At 69.1% G+C, this 4,715-nt stretch carries 4 protein-coding genes; 2 read left to right on the forward strand and 2 right to left on the reverse strand.

The features are described 5' to 3' along the window. Positions 1-397 (reverse strand): PfkB family carbohydrate kinase (locus ACDELDRAFT_RS19345; protein WP_005799725.1); only part of this gene is annotated, 397 nt, incomplete at its 3' end. A gap of 67 nt (positions 398-464) precedes the next feature. After that, positions 465-1,742: an HD-GYP domain-containing protein gene (locus ACDELDRAFT_RS19350; RefSeq protein ID WP_005799726.1), complete on the reverse strand. Its 1,278-nt coding sequence runs from the start codon at positions 1,740-1,742 to the stop codon at positions 465-467. A 151-nt stretch (positions 1,743-1,893) separates the two neighbouring features. Between ACDELDRAFT_RS19350 and recG the strand changes: the two genes are divergently transcribed. Continuing rightward, on the forward strand, positions 1,894-4,134 hold the full coding sequence (gene recG, locus ACDELDRAFT_RS19355; protein WP_040329926.1) for an ATP-dependent DNA helicase RecG: 2,241 nt from the start codon (positions 1,894-1,896) through the stop codon (positions 4,132-4,134). Between the two features lie 27 nt (positions 4,135-4,161). After that, positions 4,162-4,715 (forward strand): hypothetical protein (locus ACDELDRAFT_RS19360; RefSeq protein ID WP_157764955.1); only part of this gene is annotated, 554 nt, incomplete at its 3' end.

Genomic DNA, 4,715 nt, shown 5'->3' on the forward strand with positions numbered 1-4,715 from the left:
GGGGCGCGGGCGTGAGGGCGGCCAGCGCGTCCAGGCAGGCCTGCCACTCCGCAGCCTGCAGGGCAGGGCCGGGCAGCACGAAGCGGAACTCCTGTCCGGTGGCGGTTTCCACCACCGAAAAATTCTCGCGCGTGTCGCCGGCAATGGGCTGCAGCACGGTGGACACGCCCTCATCGGCCAGCAACTGGCGCATTTGCGCGCCCGCGGCGCCGCCGGCCAATGCCCAGGCCTGCACATTGCTGCCCAGGCGGTGCAGTACGCGGGCGACGTTGATGCCGCCGCCGCCGGCAAAGCGCTGGGCAGGGCTGCAGCGCAGCTTGTGCGTGGGCTCCACCCGCGCGGTGGTGGTGGCCAGATCGAGGGCGGGGTTGAGGGTGAGGGTGATCAGTGCGGACACGGCAAGGAAGTGAAAGGGTCGGTGGCTGCAGGGGCCTTGGGTGGCAGGGTGCCGCGGCAGAGCGGGATCACCAGGCCTTTTCCGTCAGGCCGGACCACAGTTCGTTCAGGTCGGGAAAATTCCATTGGTCGGGGTTTTCGCGCGCCACGATCTTCTCGGTAGCGCCCGGTGCCGCCAGGTCAACCACTTCGGGGGGAATGCGCAGGTCGGATTTCGTGGAGAAGAACACCTTGACGCGCGGCGTGGTGAGCGCCGCCGGGGCCTGCTCGATGACCACGCCCAGCCTGCCCGACGTGAGCCGCACCAGCGAGCCCACGGGGTAGATGCCAATGCTTTTCACGAACGCCTGGAACAGCCGGGCGTCGAAATGGTCGGTGGTCCACTCGGCCATGCGGCGCAGCGATTCGGAAGGGTCCCAGCCGCGCTTGTAGGGCCGGTCGGAGGTGATGGCGTCGTAGACATCGCAGATGGCGGTCATGCGGGCGATCACGCTGATGGCGTCACCCTGCAGCTTGTCGGGGTAGCCGGTGCCGTCGATCTTCTCGTGGTGGTGCAGGCAGGCGTCCAGCACGGCGTCAGACACCTGGCCGCCTTCCTTGAGCATGTGGTAGCCCGCCACCGGGTGGCTGCGCACCACGGTGAACTCCTGGTCGGTGAGCTTGCCCGGCTTGTTCAGCACCGCCAGCGGCACCGCCGCCTTGCCCAGGTCGTGCAGCAGGCCCGCCATGCCGGCCAGCCGCGTCTGGGCATCGTCAAGCTTGAGCTGCCGCGCCAGCGCCACCATCAGCCCGCACACCGCCACCGAATGCATGTAGGTGTAGTCGTCGGCCGTCTTCAGGCGTGCCAGGCTGATCAGCGCGCCGGGGTTGCGCGTGACCGAATCCGAGATTTCCTCCACCAGGTTCTGGGCGGCGGCGGCATCGACCGCTCGCCCCATGCGCGCCTCGTTGAACATCGACACCACGGCCTTCTTGGACCGCATGCAGATCGAGGCCGCGCGCTTGAGCTCGTGCCGCAGGTCGGCGGGGGCATGGTCGCGCTGCGGTGGCGGCGGCACGGGCAGGCTCACCTGCAGCGGCGGCAGATCCTCCAGGCGGTTGAAATCGGTTTCGATGCGGGCATCGGCCTCTTCGCGCGATACCGAGGCCGTGCCGGGGGCCACGTCCGCGCCCTTGTCGGTGTCAATCCAGCATTCGTGGATGGCTGTGGCCTGGATGCGGGCCAGGTCGTTCGGGTCCTTGATCAGAAACTTGGCGCGCCAGAAAGGGTGTTCCATCCACGAACCGCAAAACTCGTGCAGGTACATGCCCAGGGTGAGGTCTTGAATTTGGATGCGCTTGAGCATGGGAAAGGCACTGACTCGATAACACGCCACCCCTCGGCGGCGCGCAGTGCGCGCCCGGGGCGAAAAGCGAACTCGCTCGCGGCAAATGGTAACCATGGTAGCCTTTTTGAATCGCCACGACGGCGCGTTTTTTTGCCGCACATTGCCGCCCATGCCCCCAGCTTCCAAAGTTCGCACCCCGGCCGCCGCGCCCGCCGCACCTGCGGGTGAGGCGCGCAGTGGCGCGTCGGTGGCGCAGAAGGCACTGCGCAAGCTGGGGCTCGTGCGTGACATCGACCTGGCGCTGCACCTGCCGCTGCGCTACGAGGATGAAACCCGCATCACGCCATTGCGCAACGCGCGCGACGGCGAGGTGGCGCAGATCGAGGCCACGGTCACGTCGTGCGAGGTGCAGATGCGCCCGCGCCGTCAGCTGCTGGTGCAGGTGGACGATGGCACGGGTACCTGCGAGCTGCGCTTCTTCAGCTTCTATCCGTCGCACCAGAAGACCCTGGCCGCGGGCGCGCGCCTGCGCATCCGGGGCGAAGTGAAGGGCGGCTTCTGGGGGCGGCAGATGCTGCACCCGGCCTTTCGTGTGGCGGGGGGCGAGTTGCCTGCCGCGCTCACGCCGGTCTACCCCACCACCGCCGGGCTGCCCCAGCCTTACCTCAGGCGCTCCGTGGTGGGTGCGCTGCAGCGCGCCGATCTGTCGGAGACCGTGCCGCCGGGGCTGGAGCCGCCGATGGGCAGGATTTTGAGCAAGAACGGCCTGCAGCGCGCATTCAGCCTGCGTGAGGCGCTCACTTTTTTGCACCATCCCACCCCCGACGTGGCGCTAACCACGCTGGAAGACCACAGCCATCCGGCCTGGCAGCGCCTCAAGGCCGAAGAGTTGCTGGCGCAGCAGCTTTCGCAGCAGCAATCGCGGCGCGAGCGCGACCGCCTGCGCGCACCGGTGCTGCAGCCTCGGCCCCGTGTGGGGCAGGCCTTGCCCCTGCATGAGCAGTTGCTGGCCGTGCTGCCTTTCGGCCTCACGGCCGCCCAGCGCCGCGTGGGCGAAGAGATTGCGGCCGACCTGGCGCGGCCCGTGCCCATGCACCGGCTGCTGCAGGGCGACGTGGGTTCGGGCAAGACCGTGGTGTCGGCGCTGGCGGCGGCAATCTGCATGGATGCTGGCTGGCAGTGCGCACTGATGGCGCCCACCGAAATCCTGGCCGAGCAGCATTTCGCCAAGATGATCGGCTGGCTCGAACCCTTGCTGGCCGCCACCGGCCGCCGCGTGGCCTGGCTGGTGGGTGGCCAGAAGAAAAAAGAGCGTGCCGCCATGCTGGCACTGGTGGCCAGCGGCGAGGCCGCGCTGGTGGTGGGCACGCACGCCGTCATCCAGGAGCAGGTGCAGTTCAGGAACCTCGCGCTGGCCATCATCGACGAGCAGCACCGCTTTGGCGTGGCGCAGCGGCTGGCGTTGCGCAAGAAGCTCGCGGAGGGCATCGCCACCGGGCCGGCCCAAGGCGATGCAGCCCCCTCGGGGGGCCGCGACCAGCGCCGCGGCGGAGCGTGGGGGCCCTCGACCGCCATGGAGCCGCACATGCTGATGATGAGCGCCACGCCCATTCCGCGCACGCTGGCCATGAGCTACTACGCCGACCTCGATGTCTCGGTGATCGACGAGCTGCCCCCCGGCCGCACGCCCATCGTCACCAAGCTCATCGCCGACAGTCGCAAGTACGAAGTCATCGAGCGCATTGGCGCCCAGGTGGCGGCCGGGCGGCAGGTGTACTGGGTGTGCCCGCTGATCGAGGAGAGCGAGGCGCTCGATCTCTCCAACGCCACCGCCACCCGCGTCGATCTGAGCGAGGCCTTGCCGGGATGCATGGTGGGGCTGCTGCACTCGCGCATGCCCACCGCCGAGAAGAAGGCTGTGATGGCGCTCTTCACCAGCGGCCAGATGGGCGTGCTGGTCAGCACCACCGTCATCGAGGTGGGGGTGGACGTGCCCAACGCCTCGCTTATGGTGATCGAGCATGCGGAGCGCTTCGGCCTGAGCCAGCTGCACCAGCTGCGCGGCCGGGTGGGGCGCGGCGCGGCGGCATCGGCCTGCGTGCTGCTCTACGCCACCAACGACAGCGGCCGCGTGGGCGAAACCGCCAAGGAACGCCTGCGTGCCATGGCCGAGACCAACGACGGCTTCGAGATCGCGCGGCGTGACCTGGAAATCCGCGGCCCCGGCGAGTTTTTGGGCGCGCGCCAGTCGGGCGATGCGCTGCTGCGGTTTGCCGACCTGGCGACCGACACCGCGCTGCTGGAATGGGCCCGCGCCACCGCGCCGCGCATGCTCGACCAGTTCCCCGCTCTGGCCGAGCGCCACGTGGCGCGCTGGCTGGGTGGAAAATCCGACTATCTGAAGGCCTGAACCCGGCACCGCATGACAGGACAGAACGTGAACAGCTCCCCTGGCGACCTGCGCGCCGACGGTACCGATGCCGTGACGGCCCGGTGGGTGCGTGACGACACCTACCGCGACCGTGCGGTGCGGCTGGCGTTTCTCGACCGCCCGGGGCTGGCGCGCTTTTTGGCGCCCCTGTGGATCGCCCTTGCCGTGGCGCTGGTGTTTTCGCCTTGGGGCGCGATGGTGGGGCTGTTCACGCTCAACCTGCGCGAAGTGCACGCATCCATGCTCATCCTGGCGGCGCTGATGCTGCTGCTGGGCGGTGCGAACACCTTCCATGCGATGCACGCGGCCACCGCGCGGCAGTTCGCCTTTGCAGGCGACTCGGTCTACTGGCGCTTCACGCCGCATGGCCTGAGCTACCGGGTCACGGGGGGGACGGCGTGGTGCGCCACGGGGCCGATTCGCAGTGGAGCTGGTTCAAGGCGATGGCGGTCGACGCCACGGGCCTGCGCCTGTTCCGGCGCGGCACCGCCGAGTCGTACTTCATACCGGCTGCGGCCCTGGATGAGCCGGGCCAGAATGCCCGCAGCGCCAGCGCGCAG

Origin of the sequence: Acidovorax delafieldii 2AN, assembly GCF_000175235.1 — a bacterium.
Classification (GTDB): Bacteria; Pseudomonadota; Gammaproteobacteria; order Burkholderiales; family Burkholderiaceae_C; genus Acidovorax; species Acidovorax delafieldii_B.

What these genes read in the sequence shown, in the direction of transcription:
- ACDELDRAFT_RS19350 (WP_005799726.1), bottom strand. Translation starts at nt 1,742, where the DNA reads ATGCTCAAGCGCATCCAAATTCAAGACCTCACCCTGGGCATGTACCTG.
- recG (WP_040329926.1), top strand. Translation starts at nt 1,894, where the DNA reads ATGCCCCCAGCTTCCAAAGTTCGCACCCCGGCCGCCGCGCCCGCCGCA.